26 protein-coding genes and 1 pseudogene are annotated in these 25,043 nt (G+C 61.4%); 13 read left to right on the top strand and 14 right to left on the bottom strand.

The features are described from left to right. Positions 1 to 262: 262 nt before the first annotated feature. The 4 genes from ACP7DD_RS21395 to ACP7DD_RS21380 all read left to right on the top strand — a co-directional run bounded on the left by ACP7DD_RS21395 (position 263) and on the right by ACP7DD_RS21380 (position 4,094). Positions 263 to 949, top strand: coding sequence for a glutathione S-transferase family protein (locus tag ACP7DD_RS21395; RefSeq protein WP_426176851.1), 687 nt, complete (start codon positions 263 to 265; stop codon positions 947 to 949). A 224-nt stretch (positions 950 to 1,173) separates the two neighbouring features. Beyond that, the gene (locus ACP7DD_RS21390) at positions 1,174 to 2,262 is read left to right on the top strand and encodes an NADH:flavin oxidoreductase (protein WP_426176850.1); all 1,089 of its coding nucleotides are present in this window, start codon (positions 1,174 to 1,176) and stop codon (positions 2,260 to 2,262) included. A 468-nt stretch (positions 2,263 to 2,730) separates the two neighbouring features. Continuing rightward, complete coding sequence (locus ACP7DD_RS21385) at positions 2,731 to 2,934, top strand: hypothetical protein (protein ID WP_426176849.1); 204 nt, start codon at positions 2,731 to 2,733, stop codon at positions 2,932 to 2,934. Next, positions 2,931 to 4,094: a cytochrome P450 gene (locus ACP7DD_RS21380; protein WP_426176848.1), complete on the top strand. Its 1,164-nt coding sequence runs from the start codon at positions 2,931 to 2,933 to the stop codon at positions 4,092 to 4,094. The genes ACP7DD_RS21385 and ACP7DD_RS21380 overlap by 4 nt, the downstream gene beginning before the upstream one ends. Positions 4,095 to 4,324: 230 nt before the next feature. Here ACP7DD_RS21380 and ACP7DD_RS21375 read toward each other — a convergent pair whose 3' ends face one another. Genes ACP7DD_RS21375 through ACP7DD_RS21365 form a run of 3 tightly spaced genes read right to left on the bottom strand, consistent with a single transcriptional unit; the run spans position 4,325 to position 7,450 of the window. After that, complete coding sequence (locus ACP7DD_RS21375) at positions 4,325 to 5,038, bottom strand: ABC transporter ATP-binding protein (protein WP_426176847.1); 714 nt, start codon at positions 5,036 to 5,038, stop codon at positions 4,325 to 4,327. Beyond that, positions 5,031 to 6,239 (bottom strand): ABC transporter permease, encoded by a 1,209-nt coding sequence (locus ACP7DD_RS21370; RefSeq protein WP_426176846.1) that lies wholly within the window; start codon positions 6,237 to 6,239, stop codon positions 5,031 to 5,033. The genes ACP7DD_RS21375 and ACP7DD_RS21370 overlap by 8 nt, the downstream gene beginning before the upstream one ends. After that, a complete protein-coding gene (locus ACP7DD_RS21365) occupies positions 6,239 to 7,450 on the bottom strand; it encodes an efflux RND transporter periplasmic adaptor subunit (protein WP_426176845.1) in 1,212 nt (403 codons plus the stop codon). Before ACP7DD_RS21365 ends, ACP7DD_RS21370 begins: the two co-directional genes overlap by 1 nt. Before the next feature lie 438 nt (positions 7,451 to 7,888). Here ACP7DD_RS21365 and ACP7DD_RS21360 point away from each other — a divergent pair, with 438 nt between their 5' ends. Then, on the top strand, positions 7,889 to 9,193 hold the full coding sequence (locus ACP7DD_RS21360) for an amidohydrolase family protein (RefSeq protein ID WP_426176844.1): 1,305 nt from the start codon (positions 7,889 to 7,891) through the stop codon (positions 9,191 to 9,193). A gap of 124 nt (positions 9,194 to 9,317) precedes the next feature. Here the strand turns inward: ACP7DD_RS21360 and ACP7DD_RS21355 are convergent, their stop codons facing one another. Further along, positions 9,318 to 9,461 (bottom strand): DUF2256 domain-containing protein, encoded by a 144-nt coding sequence (locus tag ACP7DD_RS21355; RefSeq protein ID WP_426176843.1) that lies wholly within the window; start codon positions 9,459 to 9,461, stop codon positions 9,318 to 9,320. A 124-nt stretch (positions 9,462 to 9,585) separates the two neighbouring features. Here ACP7DD_RS21355 and ACP7DD_RS21350 point away from each other — a divergent pair. Next, a pseudogene (locus tag ACP7DD_RS21350) lies at positions 9,586 to 10,137 on the top strand (DUF885 domain-containing protein); the annotation flags it as partial. 43 nt (positions 10,138 to 10,180) lie between these two features. Here the strand turns inward: ACP7DD_RS21350 and ACP7DD_RS21345 are convergent. Further along, positions 10,181 to 10,627 carry a hypothetical protein gene (locus ACP7DD_RS21345; RefSeq protein WP_426176842.1) on the bottom strand — a complete coding sequence of 149 codons (447 nt, stop codon included), beginning with the start codon at positions 10,625 to 10,627 and terminating at the stop codon, positions 10,181 to 10,183. A gap of 132 nt (positions 10,628 to 10,759) precedes the next feature. On the opposite strand from ACP7DD_RS21345, the gene ACP7DD_RS21340 reads away from it, so the two are divergent. Beyond that, complete coding sequence (locus tag ACP7DD_RS21340; RefSeq protein WP_426176841.1) at positions 10,760 to 11,419, top strand: hypothetical protein; 660 nt, start codon at positions 10,760 to 10,762, stop codon at positions 11,417 to 11,419. A gap of 17 nt (positions 11,420 to 11,436) precedes the next feature. Here ACP7DD_RS21340 and ACP7DD_RS21335 read toward each other — a convergent pair whose 3' ends face one another. The 7 genes from ACP7DD_RS21335 to ACP7DD_RS21305 form a co-directional block, all read right to left on the bottom strand. After that, positions 11,437 to 12,555: a J domain-containing protein gene (locus tag ACP7DD_RS21335; protein ID WP_426176840.1), complete on the bottom strand. Its 1,119-nt coding sequence runs from the start codon at positions 12,553 to 12,555 to the stop codon at positions 11,437 to 11,439. A 132-nt stretch (positions 12,556 to 12,687) separates the two neighbouring features. Then, positions 12,688 to 13,614 (bottom strand): hypothetical protein, encoded by a 927-nt coding sequence (locus ACP7DD_RS21330; RefSeq protein WP_426176839.1) that lies wholly within the window; start codon positions 13,612 to 13,614, stop codon positions 12,688 to 12,690. Beyond that, entirely contained in the window at positions 13,598 to 14,185 is a 588-nt protein-coding gene (locus tag ACP7DD_RS21325) for a TerD family protein (RefSeq protein ID WP_426176838.1), read from the bottom strand. Before ACP7DD_RS21325 ends, ACP7DD_RS21330 begins: the two co-directional genes overlap by 17 nt. 71 nt (positions 14,186 to 14,256) lie before the next feature. Beyond that, positions 14,257 to 15,381, bottom strand: a complete 1,125-nt coding sequence (locus tag ACP7DD_RS21320; protein WP_426176837.1) for a toxic anion resistance protein — start codon at positions 15,379 to 15,381, stop codon at positions 14,257 to 14,259. Positions 15,382 to 15,489: 108 nt separating this feature from the next. Continuing rightward, positions 15,490 to 16,446 (bottom strand): MYG1 family protein, encoded by a 957-nt coding sequence (locus ACP7DD_RS21315; RefSeq protein ID WP_426176836.1) that lies wholly within the window; start codon positions 16,444 to 16,446, stop codon positions 15,490 to 15,492. A gap of 71 nt (positions 16,447 to 16,517) precedes the next feature. After that, complete coding sequence (locus ACP7DD_RS21310) at positions 16,518 to 16,649, bottom strand: hypothetical protein (protein ID WP_426176835.1); 132 nt, start codon at positions 16,647 to 16,649, stop codon at positions 16,518 to 16,520. Positions 16,650 to 16,709: 60 nt separating this feature from the next. Then, positions 16,710 to 16,958 carry a histidine phosphatase family protein gene (locus tag ACP7DD_RS21305; protein WP_426176857.1) on the bottom strand — a complete coding sequence of 83 codons (249 nt, stop codon included), beginning with the start codon at positions 16,956 to 16,958 and terminating at the stop codon, positions 16,710 to 16,712. A 318-nt stretch (positions 16,959 to 17,276) separates the two neighbouring features. Between ACP7DD_RS21305 and ACP7DD_RS21300 the strand changes: the two genes are divergently transcribed. The 3 genes from ACP7DD_RS21300 to ACP7DD_RS21290 all read left to right on the top strand — a co-directional run bounded on the left by ACP7DD_RS21300 (position 17,277) and on the right by ACP7DD_RS21290 (position 20,701). Further along, positions 17,277 to 18,038, top strand: coding sequence for an ice-binding family protein (locus tag ACP7DD_RS21300; protein ID WP_426176834.1), 762 nt, complete (start codon positions 17,277 to 17,279; stop codon positions 18,036 to 18,038). Between the two features lie 209 nt (positions 18,039 to 18,247). Further along, positions 18,248 to 18,754: a host attachment protein gene (locus tag ACP7DD_RS21295; protein WP_426176833.1), complete on the top strand. Its 507-nt coding sequence runs from the start codon at positions 18,248 to 18,250 to the stop codon at positions 18,752 to 18,754. A gap of 363 nt (positions 18,755 to 19,117) precedes the next feature. Beyond that, the gene (locus tag ACP7DD_RS21290; protein ID WP_426176832.1) at positions 19,118 to 20,701 is read left to right on the top strand and encodes an isocitrate lyase; all 1,584 of its coding nucleotides are present in this window, start codon (positions 19,118 to 19,120) and stop codon (positions 20,699 to 20,701) included. Between the two features lie 48 nt (positions 20,702 to 20,749). On the opposite strand, the gene ACP7DD_RS21285 is transcribed toward ACP7DD_RS21290, so the two are convergent. Then, positions 20,750 to 21,649 (bottom strand): LysR family transcriptional regulator, encoded by a 900-nt coding sequence (locus ACP7DD_RS21285; RefSeq protein ID WP_426176831.1) that lies wholly within the window; start codon positions 21,647 to 21,649, stop codon positions 20,750 to 20,752. A gap of 84 nt (positions 21,650 to 21,733) precedes the next feature. Between ACP7DD_RS21285 and ACP7DD_RS21280 the strand changes: the two genes are divergently transcribed. From ACP7DD_RS21280 to ACP7DD_RS21270, 3 genes are read left to right on the top strand one after another with little or no spacing between them, the layout of a single operon-like run. Next, a complete protein-coding gene (locus tag ACP7DD_RS21280; RefSeq protein WP_426176830.1) occupies positions 21,734 to 22,717 on the top strand; it encodes a 3-hydroxyacyl-CoA dehydrogenase family protein in 984 nt (327 codons plus the stop codon). A gap of 29 nt (positions 22,718 to 22,746) precedes the next feature. Then, positions 22,747 to 23,400: an aspartate/glutamate racemase family protein gene (locus ACP7DD_RS21275; protein WP_426176829.1), complete on the top strand. Its 654-nt coding sequence runs from the start codon at positions 22,747 to 22,749 to the stop codon at positions 23,398 to 23,400. Between the two features lie 46 nt (positions 23,401 to 23,446). Continuing rightward, the gene (locus tag ACP7DD_RS21270; protein WP_426176828.1) at positions 23,447 to 24,412 is read left to right on the top strand and encodes a Bug family tripartite tricarboxylate transporter substrate binding protein; all 966 of its coding nucleotides are present in this window, start codon (positions 23,447 to 23,449) and stop codon (positions 24,410 to 24,412) included. Between the two features lie 437 nt (positions 24,413 to 24,849). Here ACP7DD_RS21270 and ACP7DD_RS21265 read toward each other — a convergent pair whose 3' ends face one another. After that, positions 24,850 to 25,017 (bottom strand): hypothetical protein, encoded by a 168-nt coding sequence (locus ACP7DD_RS21265; RefSeq protein ID WP_426176827.1) that lies wholly within the window; start codon positions 25,015 to 25,017, stop codon positions 24,850 to 24,852. Between the last annotated feature and the right edge of the window lie 26 nt (positions 25,018 to 25,043).

Below are 25,043 nucleotides of genomic sequence, written 5' to 3'. Positions count from 1 at the left end.
ATCGCTGGAAGGACCTATCGACATCGTGAAAATCTCTCGAAACCGCGGAAGCAAGACCAAAAACCGCACAAGGCAATGAGTCAGAAAAATTGTTGAAATCGGCTAACTTGGGTGGATTGCCCGCACCCCGGGCGATTTGTCACTGTTGTGAGACCGCCGTTAGTGTTCGCATCTATATGGCGGCGACCAGATAGTCTGGCACTGCCATTTAAACATTTAAACATTTGATAAGTGAAAGATTTATATGACTGAACGACTTAGATTGTACACATCACCCTCAGCGTTTCCCAATCCTCAGCGCTTGCGCTTGTTCCTGCATGAGAAAGGGATCGCGGACCAATTTGCGGAAACAATTTATGATATGTCGCCTGGAGGAGATCAACGCAAGTGGCCACACTTGAAGATGAACCCGTGGGGCGAAACACCAACTTTGGTGTTAGCTAACGGGCACTCTTTGTCAGAAGCAGCCGCCATCGCACGTTACCTCGACCAGCTGCACGACGGTAGAAAAATCATGGGGCAGTCACCCCTCGAGCAGGGGATGGACACAATGTGGGAAAACAGGATCTTCACGCACATCCTGTACCGTATTGTGACCATGTTTCACGTGATGCACGAAGGGTTGGGCTCAAAACTTGAGCTGACGGAGAACCGCCAGTGGGGCGAACACTGTCGCAAAGAGGCGTTGGCACACGCCGCCCTGGTAGATCGCCATTTATCCGACGGGCGTTCATGGATGCTTGGCGGCGACGAACCGACATTTTCCGATATCACATTATGTATAGCGATTGCCTTTTCTAAATTTCCAGTCAATGCCACTCCCCTCGATGAACGTTTCGAACATCTTGACGCGATATGGCAACGATGGAAGACGCGTCCCAGCTTTCAACGCTCATACGCAGATGGAAATAGCGGCCTCGCTGAGCTTGCAAATTTGCATAAACCTTAAGCCGACGGTATTTCAGCACCAATCCAGCATCGGAAACGCTCAGATGCTGGAATTTCCAATAAATACTCATCCAAAAACAAACGTGATTTTGGCTGCCAGAACCCGCGCTGCTGAGTTGGTCCTGCGCACTTGCTGCGCTTGCATTGCGCATCGGGCCCTATTTTCAATTGAGCGACCTGCTTTGCTGCACGGATAGCAGCCATGCTTTTCTAAAGGAACCAAACATGACCAGCACCGAGAATTTGTTCACCGAGACCAGCATAGGCAAGCTGGCATTGAAGAACCGCCTCGCGGTCGCGCCGATGACACGCGTTAGCGCTTCAGCGGATGGCTTAGCGACCGACGACATGATGCGCTACTACGCGCGCTTTGCGCGCGGCGGTTACGGTCTTTTGATTACCGAGGGAGTGTACCCGGACGTACGGCTTAGCCAGGGTTATCTAAACCAGCCCGGCATTGGCAACGATGCCCAGGCAAGCGCGTGGCGCAAGGTGATTGAAGGCGTGCATGCAGAAGGGGCAAAAATCTTTATCCAGCTGATGCATGCCGGCGCGCTAAGCCAGGGCAGTCACTGGAGCACGGAAACGATTGGTCCTTCTGCCGTGCAACCGCTGGGGAAGCAGATGAGCTTTTATCGCGGTGAAGGAGCTTATCCAATTGCGCGGGAGATCACGGCCGATGAGATTACGCAACTCATCCAAGACTTTGCCGATGCCGCGGCCCGTGCCCAAGCCGTCGGCTTCGATGGTATCGAAATCCATGGCGCCAACGGCTATATTCTCGACCAGTTCCTGACCGCCTACAGCAACCAGCGCGAGGACCGTTATGGCGGCGCCACTGAAAACCGTGTGCGGCTGCTGGTCGAGGTAAGCCAGGCAGTACGGCAAGCTGTCGGACCGCAGTTCCCAGTTGGCATCCGCATTTCACAGGGCAAGGTCAACGATTTCGCACACAAATGGGCGAACGGAGAAGACGATGCGCGCGTAATTTTCGGAAATTTGGGAAAAGTCGGCCTCGACTATATCCACGTCACCGAACACGATGCGACCCAACCAGCCTTTGGCACCGGCCCCACACTTGTCGAACTGGCCAAGCGCTACGCGGGCCTGCCGATTATTGCAAATGGTCAGCTCGAAGAACCGGCCAAAGCCGCCGCGCTGCTGGCTACTGGCACAGTCGACGTCATTTCGCTCGGCAAAGGCGCGCTAGCCGACCCCGATTGGCCGCAAAAGGTCCTGCGAAACGAGCCGCTGACGGAATTCGATTACGCTTTGTTGCAGCCGCTAGCCAATATCAAACCCGGCGAAATCTGATCGAACCGAGCGAAATCCGATCGGCTCCATGCGCCGATTGAGATGGTACAAGGTAGCGAAACCCTGCGCAGTGCGGACATCCGAGGCCTGAAGCTTGAAAATCCCTGTGTCGGTGGTTCGATTCCGCCCCGGGCCACCAAGAACAAATAAAACGCCACCTTCGGGTGGCTTTTTTATTTCCGGGCCAGGAGTTTTCGCCCCCGATCTGTTTCCGGTCCGCGTCGATAACCCAAACTGACATCGTCCCTGCTTCCAGCGAACATCCTTCGCACCCGACGTCATTCGCTTAAAGATGTATTTAGTATCTTGCTTTATGGGCGGCATTGCCATAAGCTCGTTCTCGCTGCAATTCCGCGTGCTCAGCGTGCGAATTCTGAAGCGTTGCTGCAAATGACGGGCGCTACTCTTCGATTGCGTCGTTCGCAATCGTTGGGGACGGGAACCAGTTGTCGGGAAAAAGGATACGCGATGGAAATCTACGAACCAAATCGAAGGCCGGGTGCGCTGTTGAGCGTCACCGTCGCCCTGAACGGGAATCGGATCCACAGGCTGATCGACGATACCACTCATCCAATGCGGGCCAATCCGACCGTGGTTAAAAGAGATCGGATGGTCGAAGCCCTGTCCGGCCCGCCAACCGTCGCGCGTCCGAAGAAAAAGCAGGCGTCATGAAAGAAGGACCACAAGACGATTGGGATCCGAGGAATGAAGCTGCGCTTCAGGACCAGATGGCAGTTTATGACGACATGCGCCGACGCTGTCCGGTAGCTTACAGTGACTATCTGAACTGGTCCCTGTTCCGGCATGAAGATGTAACGCGTGTGCTGAACGATCACCACGCTTTTAGTAATGTCGTGTCCAGGCATCTTTCCGTGCCCAATGGAATGGATCCCCCCGACCACACAGAATACCGACGCATCATTGAGCCCTATTTTAGCCAGCAGCGGATGGCCGCCTTTGAACCTGCGTGCCGGAATATCGCCGCCAATCTGGTGAACGGCTTGGCAACACGGGAAGAAACCGATCTGATGGCGGAGTTCGCCCAAGACTTTGCGCTGCAGGTCCAATCGGATTTTCTGGGCTGGCCGGCGGATTTGCATGAACCACTTCGCCAATGGATTCGCAACAACCACGCGGCCACCCTGAGCAGGAACCAGACCGCCATGGATGATCTTGCTGTTGAATTTGACGGCTATATCCAGGACTTGCTGGCCGTGCGCCGTGATGCCGCTATCGATGCACCAGACGATATCACCGCCAGCCTGCTTCGGGCGAAGGTAGGGGACAGGTTGCTCGATGATATAGAAATCGTCAGTATCTTGCGCAATTGGACCGTGGGGGAACTGGGGACTATTTCAGCCTGCGTGGGCATTCTGGCCCACTACCTGGCCGAGCGGCCACAACTTCAGCAGCAACTGCGGGAGCAGGCGTCATTACTGCCCGCCGCAATTGATGAAATATTACGGATACGCGCGCCACTGATTGCCAGCCGCCGGATCACCACCATGCAGGTAAAAATTGGCGACCGTACATTGGAGGCCGGCCAGCGCATAAGCCTTATCTGGGCGTCCGCCAACCGAACCGAAGCTGTCTTTGGCAACCCCGATGAATTCCGGTTAGACCGTGCCCCGGCGCACAACCTGCTGTATGGCGCCGGCATCCATGTTTGCCCTGGCGCGCCTTTGGCGCGGATGGAACTACGCATTATCATGGAAGAATTGCTCGCTCGAACCAGCCAGCTTGACCTGGTGCCGGGAAAAGAGCCGGTGAAGGCTGTTTATCCTGCCTGCGGGTTTTCTACACTACCATTGTCGATTCGGTGCATACAGTAAAACTGCGCACCAATTTCGCTGAAAAACGCTCCGGGCGACATCAGCAGTAGCCGACGCTCAAACAGGCCGAACCCATAGGATGCGGCGATGACGACCAATACGGCCGAGGTGGCAATCAGCACCGAGACCACGAAGACATCTCGGTAAGCCTGCCCAACACCAACCACGCCGACTCAACATCCACACGTCGCCCTCGCGTGCGGTCCACCCCGGTTCGACAACGATACGCATCAGCCCAGCGCATCATCGCTCTCGACGTTGCCATCCACTAGCTTGATGGTGCGGTCGCACTGCTCGGACAGGCGCGGATCGTGAGTGACCAGCAGAACGGCGCAGCCGAACTCCCGGTTGAATTTGCGGAACAGCTGAAACACTTCGGCCGCGGACTTGGTGTCGAGGTTGCCTGTTGGTTCGTCGGCCAGCAGCAGCGCCGGGCTGGTGACCAGCGCGCGGGCGACGGCGACACGCTGCTGCTGGCCGCCCGAGAGCTGGTCGGGCTTGCGCTGATCGAGGCCCTCCAGGCCCACTTGCGCGAGCAGGCTGCGGGCGCGTTCGATCTGTTCGCGGGTGGGCTTGCCGGTCGCCACCATGAGCGGCATGAGCACGTTCTCCAGCGCGGTGAAGGCCTGGATCAGATGATGAAACTGGAACACGAAGCCGATTGCGCTGCCGCGCAGCGCGGTACGCCGGGCGTCGTCCATGGCACGGGTGGGCTCGCCAAGCAGGAACAACTCGCCCGCGGTAGGCCGGTCGAGCAGGCCGATCACATTGAGCAGCGTGCTCTTGCCCGAACCCGACGCACCCACGAGCGCGGCGAAGTCGCGCCGCTGCAAGACCAGGTCCAGACCGTGCAGCACTTCCACTTCGGTGGGCTTGCCGACGTTGTAGCTTTTGCGCAGGCCTTGCAGGCGCAGTATCTGCTCGCCGGCGTCATGCTCAGACATGGCGGATTGCCTCCACCGGGTCGAGCGCGGCGGCTCGCCGCGCCGGCACGGCTGCCGACAGGATGCCGGTGACCGTTGCCAGTGCCGTCGCGGCCACCGGCAGCCATGCATCCACCGGAATGTAGAACAGCTTTGGCCCGAAGGTGTTGAACGCGGCCACCAGGCCATATCCCGCCGCCGAACCCAGCAGCGAACCGGCCAGGCCGAACAGCGCGCCCTGGACCAGGAACACGCCCAGCATCTGTTGCCGCGTGCTGCCCATCGCGCGCAAGATCCCGATCTCGCGCGTGCGTTGCACCACGCTCACCGTCAGCACACTGGCAATGCCCAGCGCCACGCTCAACGCGACGAAAACGCTGATCATGCGCGTGGACAGGCTCTGCGAGCGCAAGGCGTTCATCAGCTGCGCATTCGTTTCCATCCAGCTTTCCGCCTTCAGGCCTGTGAGGCGGGCGATGCGCGCCGCGACTGTCTGCGCTTCGAAAATATCATCGACTGTCACATCGATGATCGTCGCCGCGCCAGGCAAGTCGAGCAGGGACTGCGCTTGCTTCATGTCCAGGTAAACATAGCGCGCATCGAGTTCGCGCACGCCCAGTTCGAAGATGCCGGCCACATTCACCACGCTTTCCCGTCCCTGGCCGCCGTCCAGACGCAGCTTGTCGCCCACGCGCATGCCGAGGTCGGTTGCCAGCTGCTTGCCGATCACGGTGTCGCCGGCGCCGATGCGGAACACGCCGGCGACGATGTCATCCTGGATCGGGATGATGCGCAGGTAGCGCGGCGCGTCAATGCCCACCAGCGCCACCGACTGCAGCGCCTCGCCTCGCCGCGCGAACGCCGGCCCTGAAATCAGCGGCGACACGGCCGTCACGCGCGGCAGCGTGTCGAGCACATCGCGCACCTGCTGCCAATTGTTGATCGAGCGCAGGCGCTGGGCGCGCTTGCTCTCGAGCAGCAGCTGCGCGCTTCCCGAAGCCGGCGGCACGATGCGGTTGCGCTCCTCGGTGGGCTGTACCTTGATGTGGGCCTGAGTGCCCAGTGTGCGCTTGATGATGTTGCCCTGCAGTCCGGTGATCAGCGCGGTGAGGAAAACAATGACCGCGACCCCGACGGCGATGCCAACGAGGATCAGGGTGCTCTGCGCCCTGCCTTCACGCAGGAACTTGGTGGCGATGGTCCACTCGATCCACATTGGCATCAGTCCAGCTTGACCGGCAGTTCTTTGCGCGTGGCAGGGTCGGCGGCCTGGCCGGTGGCCACCACGCGCACCCGATCGCCTTGGGTCAGCGCGGCCTTCGCGTCCGCCAAGATCCACTCGCCGGCGCGCAAGCCGGCCGTCACCTCGGTTTGGGTCAGGCCACGCAGGCCGAGCTGAACCTGGCGCCGGGTGGCGCGGCCATTCTCGACCAGCCACAACGTGGCGCGGCCGCCATCGGTAGCGACCAGTGCATCGTTCGGCGCGACGATGGCGCGGTCCCGGCGGCCCGTTTCCACGTTCACCGAGACGGTCATTCCCTGGCGCAAGAATCCGGGCACCGGGGCCACAGTAAGGCGAACGTCTACCGTGCCGCGCTGCGGATCGATGCCCGGCGCGATGAAACTGACCTTCGCCGGGAACGGGCGCACAGGATAGGCGTCGGCGATGCACATGGCCACCTGGCCGATGGCGAGCACTTCGAGGTTCTTTTCGTCCAGCGGCACCACCACTTCGGTGTCGCCGCTGCGAGCGATCTCGAACAGGACGCGGCCGGGTTGCGCCAGGTCGCCCGGCTCGGCGTTGCGGGTCAGTACGGTACCGGCGACTTCGGCGCGGATCGTCGTCTTGGCCAACTGCGCTTTGGCGCTGGCAACGCGGGCGCGCGCCGCCGCCTCGCCGGGATTGCCGGCCACCAGCGAACGGGCCGTCAGCAGCGCCTGCTCGACGGCGGTGCGGGCGATCGTCTCGGCCTGGCTGGCCTGCTCCATCGCTTCGCGGGTGATCATCTGCTGCTGGAACAGTTCGCGACGACGGCTCGCTTCGCGGCTGGCCTGGGCAAGCCGCGCTTGCGCCTCGCGCAGGCCGGCCTGCGCCTGCGGGCGCGTCGACTGCTGCAACTGGGCCAGCACGGCCTCCGCTTCGCGAACCGCAGCCTCGAGGTCGTCGGCGCGCAGTACCGCCAACACGTCGCCAGGGTGCACCAGGTCGCCCTCCCGCACGCGCCGCTCGACGACGACCCCGGTCACCGGGCTGCCGACCTGGGCGCGCGATACGGCAGCCACGCGGCCGGTGGCCACGACCGTTTGCACCAGCGGCCGCGCTGTCACTTCATAACCGGGCAAGGCCGGCCCCCGCATGTTCTGCACGAGCCCCCAGGACAGGGCGCCGAAGGCCACGCAGGCGGCGATGACGAGGTAGCGGAAGCGTTTCATGGCGTGACCTGGAGCATGTATGGTGACACCATGTTAACCCATTGTTCCGTATCTGCAATCGTGGCCGGCTTCGGGGCGGTCGGAGGCACCAGCTTGTCGGGCGCGCCGGCAGCGCAGATGTCTTCAACTACTTTCGCCAGCGAATGCAGCGCCTGCCAGCGCCACTCGACGCCACGTGCGCTTCGCCGTCCCCCGACCGCCAATTTCCACAAGAGCCTCGTTCACGAAACGCCAATCCATCCAGGTTGGCGCTGTCGTTTCAGGGGCGGCAATCTCGTACCCGGTCGCCGCGCCAGCGACGTTCATTTCCCGGCGCGCCTGAGCTTCCATAGCGCACAGAATGGCACGCGGCCTTTGCGAATCAAAAAAACACTGTTAAATTGTCAAAAAGCAAAGCCAGCTAATTTGGCCTGACGACCCCATCCAGGAGAACATTCAATGTCGCTGTTTAATTATGCAACCTTACGCCACGCCGCCGTCCTGCTCGCGCCATGCCTGTTGGCCGCGCCCGCCATTGGCGGCCAGGTCGTCGCCATCAAGGCCGGCCGGATGCTCGACGTCGAATCTGGACGCGTGCTGCAAAACCAGGTGATCCTGATCGACGGCGATCGCATCACCGCGGTCGGCGCTGCCAGTGGCACCGCTATTCCGTCCGGCGCACGGACTATTGACCTGAGCCACGCAACAGTGCTGCCGGGCCTGATCGATTCCCACACCCACCTGACAAGCAATCCGCGGCTTCACGGCTATATGGGACTGTCGAGCTCTGACATGCGCTCGGCGATGTACGGCGTGCGTGCCGCGCGCGACACGCTCAATGCGGGCTTCACCACTGTGCGCGACGTCGGCGCCAGCGGCTATGGCGACGTGGCGCTGCGTGACGCCATCAACGACGGCGACACCCCGGGTCCGCGCATGCTGGTAGCGGGCTACGCGCTCGGCATCAAGGGCGGCCATTGCGACAACAACCTGTTGGCGCCTGAATACAAGGATGTCGGCAACGGCGTCGCCGACGGTCCGTGGGCGGCGCGCGGAAAAGTGCGCGAAATGGCCAAATACGGCGCAGACCTGATCAAAATCTGCGCCACCGGCGGCGTGCTGTCGAAAGGCGACGCAGCTGGCGCGCAGCAATATACGCTGGAAGAGATGCAGGCCATCGTCGGCGAGGCGCACAAGCTCGGCCGCCGCGTGGCTGCCCATGCGCACGGCGCCAGCGGTATCAGCGATGCCATCCGCGCCGGCGTGGACTCGGTCGAACATGCCAGCCTGATCGACGCCGAGGGCATCAAGCTCGCCAAGGAAAAGGGGACCTGGTTAGTGATGGACATCTACAACGACGACTACATCCTGAGCGAAGGCGAAAAGGCGGGCTTCTTGCCCGAGTCACTGGCCAAGGAAAAAGAAATCGGCCAGCTGCAGCGCGATAACTTCAAAAACGCCTACACGGCCGGTGCGAAGATGGCCTTCGGCAGCGACGCCGGGGTCTATCCGCACGGCGACAACGGCAAGCAATTTTTCTACATGGTCAAGTACGGCATGACACCGATGGCCGCCGTGCAGGCAGCGACCATCAATGCCGCCGAGCTGTTGGGATGGAAGGACAAAGTCGGCTCGATCAAGGCCGGCAAGCTGGCCGACATCATCGCGGTGCCGGGCGACCCGATGACGGACATCGGCGTGCTGACAAAGGTCGGATTCGTGATGAAGGGGGGCGCTGTCGTCAAGCAAGAGGCCGCGCGTTAAACTCGTCCGAACAGCGTTCGCTTCATCAAGGGAAATAAAAGCAAGAAAGCACCAGCAAATCCTGAAAACATCGCGGTGATGTAGCCGCCTGATTGCAAGACTTTACATGCGCACTGAATCCAGATCAGGCTGCGCGTTTGCTATCTTGGCGGCATCGATCCGAACAGTATTTCACTTCGTCCCACACCTTCTGCCATTTCTTTCGCCATGTGAACGGCCGATTGCACTGCTGGCAGGGTTTGCTTGGCAGCTCAGATTTTTTCCGCATGCGCATCTGCTTGCCCTTTCGCCGAGCCGGTCGTACGTCGCATCATAATACTCCTCCGAACGATCACTCTCCATATTAATGCGAGTCGAAACGACGAATTGCTAAGTAGCCGGAGACGCGCACACGCTTCACCACCAACGCCTTCTTCCTGCACGAGGCCATTCCGGGCCATCACTTCGAGCGCAGCCTGGCCCAGGAAACCGCGCGACTGCCCGCCTTCCGCCGCTTCGGCAGCAGCACCGCTTTTTCGGAAGGCTGGGCACTGTATAGCGAAATGTTCGGCCAGGAAATCGGCATGTCTGACGATCCCTGGCAGTGGGTCGGCCGCCTGACTGCGGAAATGTGGCGCGGCGTGCGCCTCGTGGTCGATACCGGCATCCATGCGAAGGGGTGGACGCGCGAGCAGGCGATCGCCTATTTCAAGGACAATGTGCCGCAGGATGAGGTGACGGCGGTGCAGGAAGTCGAGCGCTACATCGCGGTGCCGGGCCAGGCCCTCAGCTGCAAGATCGGCGAGTTGAATCTGCGCGAACTGCGCGCGCGCGCCGAAAACGCGCTGGGCCCGACCTTCGATTTACGCGCCTTCCACAACGAAGTGCTGTCCCATGGCTCGGTACCGCTCGACGTACTCGAGTCGGCTGTCAATCGCTGGATCGCGGCGCAGAAGAAAGGTTAGTCAAACAGAACGCCACCTTCGGGTGGCTTTTTTTTGGCAAGCCTTACTCCTTCTTTTCCCGGAACTCACCCTCGATCACGCCGTCGTCGATGCTTGTATGCCGATCCTTGCCAGGGGCGAGCTTGGAGAAAGACGATAGCATTCGGTCAAATATAGCCTTTCTCAACCAAGGATAGGCCAGAAGAAAGGCGGTCGTGAAACCTGTCAACAGTGTGGGCACGTACTCGGCTCGCCACAGAAAGCTCAACAAGCAGACTGCCAGCAAGCTGACGATAAGTGGTCGACGTAGAGGTTTTGGCAACAGGCCAACAATTCGCAGCTTCCCATTGCTTACCCAAGGAAACCTTGCGAGAAGCCCCCCCAGCAGCAAGCCGGCGACGAACCGACCTGTGCCGAGATAATCTGCCAACACGCCGACGACAAGGAAACCTGTGTAGGTCATGGCGCCGGCCAAGGCTGCCAGCACTAATAAGGCAGCAGCGCTCATCATCTTTGGCCGACCTATCGCCGCTCTGACGAAAAAACGTAGGATTTGTGTACTCCTGCAAATGGGCGCCTGAAGGCTGTCACAAATTTTAACAGCACTCTCCCGTGTCCGGGCTTTTCAGTCAGTGCGGCCGAGGTGGAAACGATCGCGGTGCGCTTGCCCGGTGTGGTTTTTTTCTTTTCGAGCAAGAAACTCCCAGGTCGGGTTACCCTGCACGCTATGACACCCAACCACCTTCCCCTACACACCCTGGAACTGCGCGTTCGCGAGCTGGGGCAATTGTTCAACTCGCTCGATCCCTCGCCATTCCTGACCAAGGACCTGGCCCGTTCGGCCGAGGCCTACATCGAGAGCTGGGCCCTGCCGTTAGCGCGGGGCAGCCAGCTGCAACTGACCATCCATGTCGAACAGCTCGATTCAAGCGAGGAAGCGAGCGACCTGATGGCCGAGGCGATTCACAATCACTATGGCTACAAGGCAGACCTGGTACGCGCGGAACTGCGGCAGTTGCTGCGCCAGGGCAGGGTCAGCCTGGCCATCGGGCTGGCCTTCGTTGTGACATGCCTGCTGGCGGCAGAAATGCTCACCCACCCGGGCCAGGGTGCGGCCCGCGGCATCGCGCGTGAAAGCCTGACTATCATCGGATGGGTGGCGATGTGGCGGCCGGTACAGATCTTCCTGTACGACTGGTGGCCGGTGGTTGGCCGCATTCATGGATACGAGAACTTGAAGTTCGCCCGTGTCGTCGTGGTGAACGCAGCACAAGGCGAACGCTCGCCTGAAGAGGCGGGCTAGCCTTCGGCATCCTGGGGTTAACAGAACGGATCGTCGTCCCGTTGCTGTTGCTGTTTCGATAGTTTCGGTAGCGCTTTCAGCCATGCCTTCAGCATTTTCACGTCACGCAATGACTGCAAATCTTCTTCAATGATCGCGATCCGAAGCCGCAGATGGGCGATGTCGCCGTCGAGTGCGCGGATCATCGAAACCGGCGTCACCTCGTCGAAAATATCCGCGTCCATTTCGACCGATGCCATGCAGATGAAACCGTCGATCTCGCTCTCGAGCTCGCTTAGCTGCTCTTTCAGAACCTTGTTGTATTGCTTGATGCGTTCGTCGCTCAGATTCGCCAGGCTGGCCTGGTCGATCTGCTCGACTTCCAGCTGCAATTCCAGCAAGCCGAGCATGTCATTGGCGGCGTAAGCCGCATTGACACGCTGCATCAGCGCCGTTTTGCGCCGGCGTTCAGCATCGTCGGTTTCGCGATCAGGATGCAGCTGGCTGGCCAGCTTGCGGAATATGTCGCGCATCGATTGCTTCACCCGCTGCGCTTCGGCATCCAGGCGGTGCTCGCGCGCAAGATCGGCTGCCCGCTTGGGCCGGGGCTCCTCCCGATGCTGTGCGGGGGCGGCCGCTTCACCGTCCTGCTCCCCCAGCTGGGCGTGGAACGCCTTGAGCATGGCCTCCGGCGAGCGCACGTCGATATCGCCTTTGAACTCGGCGCCCAACAGCATTTCCATCATCAGCCGGATCTCCTCCTTGCTTTGGTCTTCCTGCGCGTCGAAATCAGCGCCGCCATGGCGGTTGTAGAGATCCTTGAGCACCGCGTCGTCGGCATCGGCCAGCAGGTCGAGCGCGTTGGATGCAACGAACCTGCTCAGCTTCTCACGCTCGCGCTTGCCCAATAATTTATGACCATGCATTTCGTCCAACAGCAGCAGTAATTGCTTGAAGCGCTCGCCCTGAGTATCGACAAGGGGACTATATTCGCTGTCGATTTTGCTCATGACGGCTGGAAGCGTTTCCTTCCACTGCGCCAACAGCGCACGGGCCGATTCCAGCTTCTTGATGAGCGTATTGAATTGCTTGCGCGCGCGCGACACAGGGCCAGCAGCGGGATGAACAAGGCGAAGGGTTTGCTGGGATGATTTCATATGCGCGTGAAGGCCTCGTTGCACAGGCGCATTGAGGCTGGGGTAGGCACGGATCCGATAGCATAGCAAACTATCAGGCTTGCCGTCGTGCTGTCCGGCAGCGCAGTCGGGGTTGCGGGCAGGACCGATTTTTCAATTACCCCTTTGCGCCTGCGCCATTTCGAGCGCCGGCAAAGTCACCGTCAGGAAGGACGACACTTGACCGATCAGGTCGGCGGCTTGCTGGCGCACCTGCCCCATCTGAAGGATCGACAGCTCTGCCTGGCGCGCGGCCTGCTGAATCAGCGTGCGGCGCTGCACGAGCGCGTCCAGCAAGGTTTCGTCCGCGGCGCCCTCGGCCAGTTTCGACACCACGGCAAGCGCCGCCCAATGCAAGTTCAGGGTGGTCGCCGACTCCTCCAGGTTGCGCGTGGCGACCTCGCTGTCCGTCATCAGTTGCAGTAGCTGCGCACGCGCCGATGTCAGCGCTGCCTTGGACTGGGCCGGCGACGGCGCGCGGCGGAACAGCTTGCCGAGCACGCCCGTTGGCGCCCGGCTGCTGTCGAGCGCTTCTTCAAGCAGCGCCGGTACTGCCATCTGAGAAAACTTCAACACCAGCTCGGTGACCGGCTGCAGCAGCGCGGACTGCTCCATCAATGGCCCCTCCGCCCAGTTCGTCACCAATGCCAGCCTGACCGGCAGGATTCGCCGAAACAGCGCGGCCAGGCGTTGCTCGGCTAGCTCAAACATTGCCCGATAGTCGGCCCGCGCGGTCGCCAGCGCATCGCGGACCGCCGGATGGTCCTCGCTGTCGAACAGGGGTTTGGGCGCCGCTTTCGGCGGCATCGGCGGCGCGACAGCAATGTCGTCGAATGCCAGCGCCTTGGGCGCAGCAGCTTGAGGCGTCGCCGCGGCAGCGTCGATGTCACCGAAGTCCAGGGCTTTCGGCACGGATGAACGGTCGACCGGATCCGCGGCAGGTTCCGGCTCCCCGCCGAAGTCAAAAGCCTTGGGCGTCTGATGTGTCATCGGTCTATCGCGCGGCGCCAGCGCGTCGCCGTTGTCAGACAGTGCCGCCAAGCTTGCGGATGAAGGTCGCCAGGTTCAGCTTGAAGCCGGCGCCGACAGCCTGAAAGCGCCATTCGCCATCCTTGCGGTACAGCGAGCCGAACTGCAGCGCGGTCTTGTCGGAATAGTCTTCGTCCAGGTCGTATTGGGCGATCACGTCGCCGGTCTCGTCGTTGTACACCTTGACGTAGGCTTCGGCGACGCGGCCAAAGGTCTGCTTGCGCGCCTCGGCATCGTGAATGGTGACCACGATCGGCATCTCGACGACCGCCGCGTCGACACGGCTCAGGTCGACGGTGATGACTTCGTCGTCGCCATCCTTGTCACCGGTGCGGTTGTCGCCGGAGTGAACGACGGCGCCATCCGGCGAAGTGACCTGGTTGTAATAGACGAAGTGGGCGTTGCTGATCATGACCGGGTTGTCGCCGGCGTCTTTCTTGCACAGGAACACCGACGAGTCGAGGTCGAACGCCTGGCCTTCGGCCGCGTTGACTTTCCATCCGAGGCCGATACGAACACGCTTCAAGCCCGGGGCGGTTTTTTCGAGATTGATGCGATGGCCAGTTTCAAGCGTGGTCGACATGGAATTTCCTTATAGGTGAAGATGATATTTTCGCGCTAATGCGCATCCGGAGCAATGGTCGGCGTCAGACCTTACGCCGCTCCTGGCGAAAAACGTGCAATCAGGTCGCGCTCGAGTTGCTGCAGTTTCGGCAGCTCGTCCCTGCGGCGCTGCTGGCCTTCGCTCGATATCTGCTCGAGCTTGTCGAAAGCGGTGATCAGCTGCGTCTGGACGTGCTGGGCGGTTTCGAGACTGACCAGGGAACGCTGCTTGGCGCGCGCCACCGTCTCGGTATTTTCCAGCAGCATGTCGGCCTGGGCGCGGAATGCCGCGTCGGTGGCATCGTACGCAGAGTTGGCGACCGCCGCGCTCTGCTTGGCCTCGAGCTGCAGCAAGTACAGCGAGAACACGTTGCGCCAGGCCGGAATCGACACGTTGACGATATCGGTGAAGGTGTCCGTCAGCGCGCGGGCGTTGTCCTGCGACAGGCGGATTTGCGGCACCATTTGCGTGGCCATCAGCATGGCCCGGCGCAAGTCGTCGATGCGTTTTTCGAGACGCTCGAGACGCCGCTTCAGTTCAGTGGCCTGCTGCGCCTCGAAAGCGTTGACGGCAGCCTCTTGCTGCGCCACCGCCTGCCGCAGCCGGGCCGCCCACTCTTCGCCCTTTTTCACGTCGGCATCGAGGCCCTGGTAGTACATCTCCAAGCCTTTATACATCTCATCGAAATCCTGGATGCGGCCGCGGTGCACGTTGGCGTGGCGGGTCATCTCGCCGACCAGCGTCTCCATGCGCGATTCGACCACCTGGTACTGCGACAGCATCTTTTCCTTGACCGAGCCGAACATGCTCGTCACGCGCGACATCAGGCCGCCCGAGCGCAGCTTGGCCGGGTCGAGGCCCTTGGAGGCGGCAATCAGTTCGTTCAGCTGCGTGCCGAACACATCCGCATCCGACGCGCGCACCGTGCCGAGCAACTTGGCCGACACCTTCGCCACGCCCGAGCCAGTCGAGCCGCCCAGCGCTTCGATGGCCTTGTCGTCGATGCCGGAGATATCGATACGCACCAGCGGCGCCGCGCTTGCCTGCGCGGGCGCTGCCGGCAGCAGGTCCGGCGAACCGGCAGGATTGATTAATGGCGGCAATGAAGGCGCAGTCGCCACCGGCATTGTTGATGCTGCGTTCGCTTCTTCGTCCGAGGAGAACAGCGGTTTCATAACATTCCTTCAGGTTTGAAGTGACAATATTGATAGCTTACCACCGGACAGCGCGGCGCAGCGAGTATCACCTCAGCGCCTGCTGCTGCTCGCCGGCGATCCGCCCTGTCACGCGGCGCGCTGCTGGTCGACGGCTTGCAGCGCAAGCGTCGCCATGCTGCGAATGCCCTCATACGACTTGGCCGCGGCAATGAACCGGCCGGTATGGCAAAAGCCGGCGTCGAGCACGCCCGTTACCGCCGCGAGCTCCGCATCGCGCAATCCAGCCCACTGCTCGGGCAGATCGGCGCGTGCGGCAAAACTTTCCGAGCTGACCGGGATCGTATGGATCATGTAGCGCTGCTCGGCGATGTTGTGGCTGATCACAAACAGCACCTTCGGCATTTCCTTGCGCACGACCTGGCTCCACGGCACGGCGCCGTTCTGCAGGAACAGCACCCTGCCGTCCTCGATCAATTCCGCCTGCCTGACTTGCTGAACCGACAGCAACGCGCCGACGCGGTATTTGACGGCGTTGATCATGATGTCGGTGAGCAGTTCGGCCGCGCGGGTAAACTGGCTCAGCCGGTAGGCATCGTCGGCCGCGCCGTATCCGACCCGTTGCTCGTCAAGCCAGTTGGGATTGAAGCCGGACACCACCGCCGACAGCCCGTAGCCGCCAGGCGCATTCTTGGCGGCGCCGACGTCGGACAAATCGAGGTACTGCACGATATCGGCATCGATCGCATACGCCATCTCGAGCGCAGAGTTATCGGACAGCCGATGTCCTGTATGCGCCTCTGACAGGATGCTCACGCAGCGCGCGCCGTATTCCTTCCACACCAGGCCCGCGCTGGCGTAAGGCACCCCGGTCTGGCGCGCGCCGGAGAAGCCCTTCTGGTGGTGGTCGAAACGTCCCGTCGCCGGATCCCAGATCCCGCCGACATCGACGGCAAAATCGGCCGCCTCGACTTTGACCGGATCGCGCGTGCGCACGACCTCGGACTGCGGGAACAAAATTTTGAGCACGGCCACAGCCCAGGCGTCGTCGGCGTGGAACTTGCCGCTGTGGGTAACAATCACCATACAAATCCGATCTCTTGATTTTCGCGGTGCGTCAATGCAACGCGCCTGCGCCATGATACCGGTGCCCAGCCCTATCTGTCCGTCAAGGACAAACTTCCGATCATGTGCAGTGCGCCGTTTGCTTCGACGGCGGCGACCGCCATCTCGCCCGCGCTCATGTGGCCACCGACGATCGCTTGAAGATTGACGTCGTGGGTGACCATGACGATGTTACCGGCGCCCCTGGACGACTTCAAGTAAGCACGTACATCTTGCAACTTGCGCTAGCCGGCATCTGCCTCATCGACGAACATGGAATCGAGCATCGGCGCAGGCTCTACGCGCCCGAACGCCAGCCTTGCAGTTTCGAGACAGCGGCACCATCGGCTGGACAAGACCGCGGCAACCGGAATTCGCTCTTGTCGGAATCGTTCGCCTATTCTTGTCGCGTCTGTGCGGCCGGCCGCGGACAGATTGCGCTGCGTCGCGCACTGCCCGAGTTCGAACCCTGCCGGATCGCCAATGCCGGGCACTACCTGATATAGGAATGTACGCGGAGTCTTTTCTCTCGATCCGTCGCGGCGCCAGAAGAAACAGTACACGGTCCGAGTCGCGGCGCGGCGTCAAAATAGGTCACTGTTAACCCGGCTTCTGGCGCGTTTCATCAAACCTCATCGTAACCGTTGCCAGCTCATCATTTGTAACTCTTGTAACTATGTGCGGTAGGCCGCATAGGGATTTCCCATAGGAACTGTATAAACAGTGTCATGCAAACGGTCCCCGCGCCGGCGACTCCACGCTGCCCTGAAAAAACCAGGCTCGGGAGGCGCAACAAATAAAAAGGAAGCACCATGAACCGATTCCAGATCAAGCCGCAAGCCTTACTTTTGGCAACGATCCTGAGCGCGCTGTTAGCGGCGCCAGGAGTGGCAAGCGCAGGTCCGGCGGCGCGCATTCAGGCGCCCGTCAAGCTCGGCTCGGCGATGACGTTTGCGCTTCTGAGCAAAACCGGCATCACCAATGTGTACGCCTCAGTGATTACCGGCGACGTCGGCGCCAGCCCGATTACCGGCGCGGCAATCGGCCTGAGCTGCGGCGAGATCGCCGCCGGCATCCTCTACACCGTCGACTACGCCGGCCCATTGCCATGCAGCGTGACGGCCGCGACCTTGCTGACGGCGGCGGTGAGCGACATGGAAGCGGCCTACACGGACGCTGCCGGCCGAGTCCTGCCTGACTTTACCGAACTCGGTTCCGGCGAAATCGGCGGCAAGACGCTGGTGCCGGGCCTGTACAAATGGGGCACCGACGTCAAGATCTCGACCGATGTGACATTGGCGGGCGGTCCGACCGACGTCTGGATTTTCCAGGTCGCCGGCGGCATCCATCAAGCGAGCGCAACGCGTGTGACGCTGACCGGCGGCGCACTGGCAAAAAATGTCTTCTGGCAGGCGGCCGGCGCAGTATCGATCGGCACCACCGCCCACTTTGAAGGCGTGATGCTGGCCAAGACGATGGTCGCAGTGAAGACCGGCGCATCGGTCAATGGACGCCTGCTCGCCCAGACCGCCGTGACGCTCGAGAAGAACACGATCACCCAGCCAGCCCCGTAAGCGAGGCCAGGCATGCAAAACGACGCCAACCAATCAGGTTGGCGTTTTTGCGTGGGCGCTGGCGTGAACGCCGATTGCAGGCCGCGCGAAGGCGTCGGTGCGCCGGGCTTTCCGGGCGCGGCCTATACTTATTTTCGGCTACAAGGCATCGCTGCAGCGATCACCGATGACGCGCGCAATCTTCGTTTAATTTACTGCCAGGGGGTAGCATGCAAACAACCTGGATTCTCTCGGCTAATGCAGGCCGGGCGCGATTTTTTGAGGAGTCTGATCCCGCGGAGCCATTGCAAGAAATCGAGGACACGGTCAATTCCGCGGTGCGCTTGCGCGTGCTCGAAACGGAGTCCGACAAGATAGGCCCGACCGCGGCAACCAACAGCAGCCACAACATTGGAGGCACGCAAGGCGTCGGGTACGCACACGATGTCAAGGTCGGGGCGCCGAACAAGGCCTGTCATCTGGCCCACACGCCCGCCGAGCAGGAAGCCGAGCAGTTCGCCAAGGACATTTCGAACTACCTGCTCACAGCGCACCGGGAGGGCCGTTTCCAGCAACTCGTCATCTCTGCGTCACCACAATTTCTCGGTGCCCTACGCTCATTCATGGACCCGCACATCAAGCCGCTCATCAAGTCAGAGCTCAACAAGGACTATACCCATTTCAATGCCCATCAACTGCGCGAGCAACTGCATTCGCAGCAGGCCAAATCAGAGTAAGCCATCCGGCAAGCCAGAACACCAACCGAGGCGGTTGGTGTTTGCTTACTTACATTGCACTTATCCCCATTGCTGAAAGTGCGTTTCATAATGTGAACTTGGTTCGCCCGCAACGGGATGAATCCCATCCCATTTTCTAAAAATATGTTTCGCATCGTGATATAGCAGTTCTAATCTATTGAATATAAGAGGTATTTTTTAAGTTATATGTCTTATATAAGAGTCCACCTGGCACGCTAAAACGTCTATCATGGATACAGGTTGTTGAGCTTTGTTAGGTTGCCTCCCCGGTCGTACCGCGGGCAGCCTCAGCTTCAAAACGAACTGTTTCCAAATTCGATGTTTACTTACCGGGAGATTCACATGTCACAGTACCAAGACGATATTCAAGCCATCGCTACCCTCAAGGACAAGGAAGGCAGTGCCTGGAACGCCATCAATCCTGAGTCCGCCGCACGCATGCGCGCACAGAACCGCTTCAAGACCGGCCTCGACATTGCCAAGTACACGGCAAAGATCATGCGCGACGACATGGCCAACTACGACGCCGATTCGTCCAAGTACACCCAGTCGCTCGGTTGCTGGCACGGTTTCATCGGCCAGCAAAAGATGATTTCGATTAAGAAGCACTTCAACAGCACCGACCGCCGCTACCTTTACCTGTCCGGCTGGATGATCGCCGCGTTGCGTTCCGAGTTCGGCCCGTTGCCTGACCAGTCGATGCACGAAAAGACTGCCGTTGCCGACCTTATCCGCGAGCTGTACACCTTCCTGCGCCAGGCCGATGCGCGCGAACTGGGCGGCCTGTTCCGCCAGCTCGACACCGCCGCCGACGGCGCCGCCAAGCAAGCGATCCAGGACCAGATCGACAACCACATCACGCACGTGGTGCCGATCATCGCCGACATCGACGCCGGTTTCGGCAATGCCGAAGCGACCTACCTGATGGCCAAGCAAATGATTGAAGCGGGCGCCTGCTGCATCCAGATCGAAAACCAGGTATCCGACGAGAAGCAATGCGGCCACCAGGACGGCAAGGTCACGGTGCCGCATGAAGACTTCCTGGCCAAGATTCGCGCCGTGCGTTACGCGTTCCTCGAACTCGGCGTCGACGATGGCCTGATCGTTGCCCGTACCGATTCGCTCGGCGCCGGCCTGACCAAGCAGATCGCCGTCACCCGCGAGCCAGGCGACCTGGGCGACCAGTACAACTCCTTCCTCGATGTCGAGGAAGTGTCGACCGAATCGATGGCCAACGGCGACGTCGTCATCAAGCGCGACGGCAAGCTGCTGCGCCCGAAACGCCTGGCCAGCAATCTGTTCCAGTTCCGCGCGGACACGGGCGCCGAGCGTTGCGTGCTCGATTGCATCACCTCGCTGCAAAACGGCGCCGACCTGCTGTGGATCGAAACCGAAAAACCGCACATTGCCCAGATTGGCGGCATGGTCAGCAAAATCCGCAAGGTCATTCCAAACGCCAAGCTGGTGTACAACAACAGCCCATCGTTCAACTGGACGCTGAACTTCCGCCAGCAGATCTTCGACCAGATGAAGAGCGAAGGCAAAGACGTGTCCGCCTACGAGCGCACGCAGTTGATGAGCGTCGAGTACGACGACACCGAACTGGCGCTTGCCGCGGACGAAAAAATCCGCACCTTCCAGGCCGACTCGGCCCGTGAAGCCGGCATTTTCCATCACCTGATCACGCTGCCGACCTACCACACGGCGGCATTGTCGACGGACAACCTGGCCAAGGAATACTTCGGCGACCAGGGCATGCTGGGCTACGTCGCCGGCGTGCAGCGCAAGGAAATCCGCCAGGGCATCGCCTGCGTCAAGCACCAGAACATGTCGGGCTCGGACATCGGCGACGATCACAAGGACTACTTCAGCGGCGACGCGGCGCTGAAAGCATCCGGCGCGCATAACACAATGAACCAGTTCTAAGTTGCGCAAGCGAAGCACAGAAAGCCGACTCAGCACGAGTCGGCTTTTTTACGTCTCGATCTGCCGCTTGAGCAACGCCAGCATCGCCTCCGCCGCCGGCGACAGCGAACGTTCCTTGCGCTTGACCACGCCGATCGAACGGCGAATCACCGGGTCGACCAGTGGCCGCCGCACCAAGCCGTCGGCGCTGATCACATCGGCTGCCATTGTCGGCAGCGCCGCCACGCCGAGTTCCGCGACGACCATCGCGCCGATGGTGGCGAGGTGATCGATCTCGAACGCCGGATGAAAGCCAATCCCGTTTTGCAACGCGGCAGCTTCAACGTACTGCCGCACGCTGGTATGGCGCGACATCGAAATATGCGGATACGCCAGCGTGTCGACGAGGCGCACGTCGCCGGCCACTTGCCCGAGCGGATGGCCGCGCGCGGCCAGCAAGACGAACGTGTCGGTGGTCAGCGGAATGTAATCGAGGTCCCGGTAGGTCGGATTGGCGGCGGTAATGGCAAAGTCGACGCGCCCTTCCCGCACCAGCTCGAACGCCGGCTCCGACAAGGTATCGGCCAGCGACAAGGTGATGTCCGGATACTGGGCGCCGAAAGTGCGGAACAGGCGCGGCACGATGCGCGCCGCAAGCGACGGCAGCGCGGCCAGCGCCACGCGTCCGCGCCGCAGCGCCGACACATCGCGCACCGCGGTCACGGTGCGTTCTATGTCCGACAGCAATTGGTCGGCATGCGACGCCAGCACCTCGCCGGCGGCGGTCAGCGCCACCGCCCGCGTCGTGCGGTCGAACAGCCGGGTGCCGAACGCGTCTTCCAGGCGGCCGATCAGCGTCGACAACGCCGACTGCGACAAGTGCATCTGCTGCGCAGCCTGGCTGAAGCTGAGCGTATCGGCCACAGCAAGAAAAGCGCGGATGTCCCGCGCTGAAAAATTTATCTCCATAATCGATAAGTCTATAGAAAAAAGGCGATTCACAGATAAAAAACCATGCGGCACACTGGGCTGTCTCTTTATTCACCGGCCATCATGAACAACGACTCCACTGCGATTGCATCGAACTTTGTGTTGCCCAGGCCATCCGGCGCCTGCGCCCTGGTCATCGGCGGCGGCACCATGGGCGCCGATGTTGCGCTGGTGCTGGCGCGCGCCGGCTGCGGCACCATCGTGCTCGAGCCGGGCGAAGCCCGTCGCCAATCGCTGAACGCGTACTTCACCGGCGCCTTGCGCAAGCTGGGCGTGGAACACAGGCGCGACCGCATCGCCACCTGCGCCAGTCTTGACAATGTCGACTGGAGCACCATCGACGTGGTCATCGAATGCATTCCGGAAAAGCTGGCGCCGAAGCAGGCGCTGTTTGCCGACCTGGTGCGGCGCGCGCGCGCCGACACACTGTTGTGCAGCAACAGTTCCAGCTTTCCGATCTCGGCCATCGGCGAAGGACTCGACACCGCGGAGCGCATGCTCGGCCTGCATTTCTTCATGCCGGCGCACCTGGTGCCGCTGGTCGAGGTGGTGCTCGGGGCGCGCTCGTCCGCGCCGCTGGCCGACGCCTTGTCCGATTTCATGCGCGGCTGCGGCATGGTGCCGGTGCTCGTGCGCAAGGACTTGCCGGGCTTTCTGGCCAACCGGCTGCAGCATGCGCTGGCACGCGAAGCGTTCGCGTTGATCGACGCCGGTGTCGCATCGGCCGAGGACGTCGATGCCGCCGTGCGGTTCGGCTTCGGCTTCCGCTTCCTGGCCGCCGGCCCGGTCTTGCAACGCGACCATGCCGGCATCGACGTGCACTGTCCGGCCGCAGCCACCATGTATCCATCGCTCGCAGCCAATACAGTGCCGGCCAAGGCGCTGACCGAGCGCTACGCCGCCGGCAATTACGGCATGAAATCCGGCGAAGGCTTCTACAAGTGGACGCAGGAAAGCATTGCCGCCGAACGGGAGCGTTACGACAACTTGCTGATGGCCGGCCTGCGCCTGCTGGCGCCGGAACTGCCGCCGATCGACGACCAGTGAGCACCACCCTTCTTTCTTCTGAGCGACACATGCCACGCATTGCACTGATACACGCACTGAGCCATTCGGTGGACCCGATCAACGCCGTCATGGGCAGCGACTGGCCCGAAGCGACCCTGATGAACCTGCTCGACGACTCCTTGTCGGCCGACCTGGCAAGCTCCGGCCATGGCCTCGACGCCGCCATGCACCGGCGCTTCGAGGACCTGGCCGCCTATGCGGTCGGCACCGGCGCCCAGGCCATCCTGTTCACCTGCTCGGCGTTCGGCTCCTGCATCGACGCGGTGGCCCGGCGCTATCCGCACATCCCGGTGCTCAAGCCGAACGAGGCGATGATCGCCGACGCGCAACAGGCCACCGGCCCTGTCGGGCTGATCGCCACCTTCGGACCGACGCTGGAATCGATGCCAGCCGAGTTCCCGGCCGATATCGAGGTGCGCCATGCGCTGGCCGCTGGCGCGCTCGACGCGCTGAACCGGGGCGATGCATCGCAGCACGACGCGCTGATCGCCGAACAGGCCCGGCTGTTGGGCGAAGCCGGCTGCAACACGATCGCGCTGGCGCAGTTCAGCATGGCGCGCGCGCACGGCGCCTGCGCGCGCGCCAGCGGCAAACCGGTACTGTCAACGGTGCACAGCGCCGTGCTGGCGTTGAAGCGCCGCCTGTCCGGCCAGCCTTGTTGAACCGAATACCTCTCACCCCACCCTAAAAAAACCAAGGAGACGAAGCATGTTCAAGAAGGCGATCCTCGCATCAATGCTAATGGCCCAGGTGTTCGCCGTCAGCGCCGCCGATGTTTATCCGTCAAGGCCGATCAAGTTCATCGTGCCCTACCCGCCGGGCGGCCCGACCGACGCGATGGCGCGCCTGCTCCAGGCGCCGCTGCAGGCAAAACTCAATACGCCGATCATCATCGACAACCGCGGCGGCGCCGGCGGCAACATCGGCACCGGCATGGTGGCCAAGTCGCCGGCCGACGGCTATACGATGTTGCTCGCCGCCAGCGGCCCGATGGCGGTCAACAAGACCTTGTACAAAACAATTCCATTCGATCCGGAAAAAGATTTTGCGCCCATCATCCAGATCTCGGCGTTCCCGCTGGTGCTGGAAGTGCATCCTTCCGTGAACGTGACCACCGTCAAGCAATTCATCGCGATGGCCAGGGACAAGCCCGACACGCTGAGCTTTGCGTCTGCCGGAAACGGTACGCCGCAGCACCTGGCCGGTGAACTGTTCAATACTGCGATCGGCGCAAAGCTGCAGCACGTGCCTTACAAGGGCGCCGGCCCCGCGCTCAACGATGTGATCGGCGGCCACGTCAAGGTGATGTTCGACATCCTCGGCAGTTCGGTGCAGTACATCAAGACCGGCAAGCTGCGCGCCATCGCCGTCACCACGGCGACCCGCAGCCCGACCCTGCCGGACGTGCCGACCCTGGCCGAAGCCGGCGTCCCCGGCTACGACGTCACCGGCTGGCACGGCATCGTGGTGCCGGCCGGCACGCCGAAGCCGATCATCGCCAAGCTGAACCAGGCTCTCAACGACATCTTCGCCGACCCGGCGTTCAAGCAAAAGTGGGAAGAGCTGGGCACGCCGGTCGTCGGCGGCACGCCGGAGGCATTCGGCGCGCTGATGCGTTCCGAATCGGTCAAGCTGGGCAAGGTGGTAAGAGACGCCGGCGTGACGGTGGATTGATCTTCTCTTTTGCAAACGCTATTTGCAGCTTGTTCCGGACTGGCAGTGTTATGCCCGACCGCCAGCGACTGAACTGGCGCCGGACGAGGAGCGGTGCTTCTTCTGCTTTTTCTGCTTGCTCTTGGACTTTGTGGTCGTATCGCTCCCGGTGCTCTGGTCGCTTGCCTGCATGCCGCCGGTGCTGCCTTGACTGCTCGTGCTGGTCGATTGCGCCTGCGCTGCGGATGCACCGAACATGGCTGCAACGATTGGGCGCCGAGTAATACCTTTAGTTGCTTGTTCGTTGCTGATCTCCAATAGGGTTTAGGGTTGCCGGAGGACTCTTCACGCCGACACCGTTTCTGGCGACTTCAACACGGCCCGGGTCTGGCGCCGGCAAGTATCGTAAGTCAGAGGGAAAAATCAATAATATCAATGGCATAAGTCGAAGGCTGAGTCTATAGCGGCACGCATAAAGACAGCGCGCCGTAGCCATTTCGCAACGCGCAAACGTGGCGCGCACGCCACGGTGCTGCTTCGCCTTGGCGCGATACCTGTTGCGCCGGCTGCTGCGGCGCCTGACCGTCGGCCTCGGACTTCGGCTGCTCATCTTGTTCGTTTTCCATGATGCTCTCCTGTCAAAAAATAGTCG

Source organism: Massilia sp. TWR1-2-2 (genome assembly GCF_049897565.1).
Lineage (GTDB): Bacteria > Pseudomonadota > Gammaproteobacteria > Burkholderiales > Burkholderiaceae_D > JAFCUW01.
The sequence above is the reverse complement of the archived record's forward strand: the minus strand, read 5'-3'. Positions and strand labels throughout refer to the sequence as shown.

What these genes read in the sequence shown, in the direction of transcription:
- ACP7DD_RS21390 (WP_426176850.1), top strand. Translation starts at nt 1,174, where the DNA reads ATGACCAGCACCGAGAATTTGTTCACCGAGACCAGCATAGGCAAGCTG.
- ACP7DD_RS21300 (WP_426176834.1), top strand. Translation starts at nt 17,277, where the DNA reads ATGAACCGATTCCAGATCAAGCCGCAAGCCTTACTTTTGGCAACGATC.
- ACP7DD_RS21380 (WP_426176848.1), top strand. Translation starts at nt 2,931, where the DNA reads ATGAAAGAAGGACCACAAGACGATTGGGATCCGAGGAATGAAGCTGCG.
- ACP7DD_RS21295 (WP_426176833.1), top strand. Translation starts at nt 18,248, where the DNA reads ATGCAAACAACCTGGATTCTCTCGGCTAATGCAGGCCGGGCGCGATTT.
- ACP7DD_RS21360 (WP_426176844.1), top strand. Translation starts at nt 7,889, where the DNA reads ATGTCGCTGTTTAATTATGCAACCTTACGCCACGCCGCCGTCCTGCTC.
- ACP7DD_RS21370 (WP_426176846.1), bottom strand. Translation starts at nt 6,239, where the DNA reads ATGCCAATGTGGATCGAGTGGACCATCGCCACCAAGTTCCTGCGTGAA.
- ACP7DD_RS21315 (WP_426176836.1), bottom strand. Translation starts at nt 16,446, where the DNA reads ATGGTGATTGTTACCCACAGCGGCAAGTTCCACGCCGACGACGCCTGG.
- ACP7DD_RS21275 (WP_426176829.1), top strand. Translation starts at nt 22,747, where the DNA reads ATGCCACGCATTGCACTGATACACGCACTGAGCCATTCGGTGGACCCG.
- ACP7DD_RS21265 (WP_426176827.1), bottom strand. Translation starts at nt 25,017, where the DNA reads ATGGAAAACGAACAAGATGAGCAGCCGAAGTCCGAGGCCGACGGTCAG.
- ACP7DD_RS21355 (WP_426176843.1), bottom strand. Translation starts at nt 9,461, where the DNA reads ATGCGGAAAAAATCTGAGCTGCCAAGCAAACCCTGCCAGCAGTGCAAT.
- ACP7DD_RS21335 (WP_426176840.1), bottom strand. Translation starts at nt 12,555, where the DNA reads ATGAAATCATCCCAGCAAACCCTTCGCCTTGTTCATCCCGCTGCTGGC.
- ACP7DD_RS21325 (WP_426176838.1), bottom strand. Translation starts at nt 14,185, where the DNA reads ATGTCGACCACGCTTGAAACTGGCCATCGCATCAATCTCGAAAAAACC.
- ACP7DD_RS21345 (WP_426176842.1), bottom strand. Translation starts at nt 10,627, where the DNA reads ATGATGAGCGCTGCTGCCTTATTAGTGCTGGCAGCCTTGGCCGGCGCC.
- ACP7DD_RS21285 (WP_426176831.1), bottom strand. Translation starts at nt 21,649, where the DNA reads ATGGAGATAAATTTTTCAGCGCGGGACATCCGCGCTTTTCTTGCTGTG.
- ACP7DD_RS21385 (WP_426176849.1), top strand. Translation starts at nt 2,731, where the DNA reads ATGGAAATCTACGAACCAAATCGAAGGCCGGGTGCGCTGTTGAGCGTC.
- ACP7DD_RS21280 (WP_426176830.1), top strand. Translation starts at nt 21,734, where the DNA reads ATGAACAACGACTCCACTGCGATTGCATCGAACTTTGTGTTGCCCAGG.
- ACP7DD_RS21290 (WP_426176832.1), top strand. Translation starts at nt 19,118, where the DNA reads ATGTCACAGTACCAAGACGATATTCAAGCCATCGCTACCCTCAAGGAC.
- ACP7DD_RS21375 (WP_426176847.1), bottom strand. Translation starts at nt 5,038, where the DNA reads ATGTCTGAGCATGACGCCGGCGAGCAGATACTGCGCCTGCAAGGCCTG.
- ACP7DD_RS21270 (WP_426176828.1), top strand. Translation starts at nt 23,447, where the DNA reads ATGTTCAAGAAGGCGATCCTCGCATCAATGCTAATGGCCCAGGTGTTC.
- ACP7DD_RS21310 (WP_426176835.1), bottom strand. Translation starts at nt 16,649, where the DNA reads ATGGTCACCCACGACGTCAATCTTCAAGCGATCGTCGGTGGCCACATG.
- ACP7DD_RS21365 (WP_426176845.1), bottom strand. Translation starts at nt 7,450, where the DNA reads ATGAAACGCTTCCGCTACCTCGTCATCGCCGCCTGCGTGGCCTTCGGC.
- ACP7DD_RS21320 (WP_426176837.1), bottom strand. Translation starts at nt 15,381, where the DNA reads ATGAAACCGCTGTTCTCCTCGGACGAAGAAGCGAACGCAGCATCAACA.